The sequence below is a fragment of the Peribacillus sp. P4_D6 genome (assembly GCF_056401795.1).
Map to the genome: position 1 here is coordinate 1 of NZ_JBFUIQ010000361.1, position 930 is coordinate 930.

The 930-nt window shown below is 42.6% G+C and carries 2 protein-coding genes; both read left to right on the forward strand.

The features are described 5' to 3' along the window. The first annotated feature begins 1 nt into the window (after window position 1). Window positions 2–712 (forward strand): precorrin-6A reductase, encoded by a 711-nt coding sequence (gene cobK, locus AC1DVB_RS27585; RefSeq protein ID WP_477592026.1) that lies wholly within the window; start codon window positions 2–4, stop codon window positions 710–712. A gap of 12 nt (window positions 713–724) precedes the next feature. Continuing rightward, window positions 725–930: precorrin-8X methylmutase (locus tag AC1DVB_RS27590; RefSeq protein WP_477592028.1), on the forward strand; the 206-nt coding region annotated here is incomplete at its 3' end.

The window sequence follows — 930 nt, forward strand, 5'->3', positions numbered from 1 at the left end:
GGTGGGGTACAAGGTTTTGGCAACTGTTGTAACCGAATCGGCTGCTAAGAGTTTGCAGGATGCAGGGATATCCACCCGGATTGGCCGATTATCTGCAGAAGATATGACATCTTTAATCTCTGCAAAAGGTTTTCAGGCTGTAGTCGATGCAAGTCACCCATTTGCCGAAGAAGCATCCAAAAACGCCCTTAACGGAGCAAAGGCAGCAAATGTTCCTTATATTCGTTATGAGCGTGAAAGTCAACGGTTTCAGAATGATAAATTGATAGTTGTCCGAGATTATGAGGAAGCTGCCAAGCTTGCCGCAGAAAAACGGGGAGTCATCATGCTTACGACCGGAAGTAAAACCCTAGCCGTGTTTGCAAAAGAATTGGTGGGGCTCGAGAATACCAGAGTCATAGCGAGAATGCTGCCACGCATGGACAATATGGAAAAATGTGCAAAGCTGGGCATTGAACAAAAAAATATCGTTGCGATTCAAGGGCCATTTTCCAAAGAATTAAATAAAGCTCTATATGAACAATATGGGGTCACATTGATGATAACGAAAGAAAGCGGCAAGGTCGGTGCGGTTGATGAGAAATTGGAAGCCGCGTTGGAATGTGGAATAGAGACGATCATGATATCACGACCGGAAGTCGACTATCAAAATGTTCATTCCAGTTTTGATCATGTCATTGCCGAGTTGAATAAACAGCTAATTGAAAAATAGGAGGAATGCAAGATGGATTTTAAAACAGATTTTAAACCACTCACGGTAGACCCTGACAAAATATATGATTATAGCTTTTCAATCATTGCTGAAGAAATGGGCAATCATGATTTTTCTGAAGATGAATGGAAGATCGTCCGCAGGGTCATTCATGCTTCAGCGGATTTTGAATTGGGAAGAAGTGTCATCATCCACCCAAATGCCATTCAAGCTGGTGT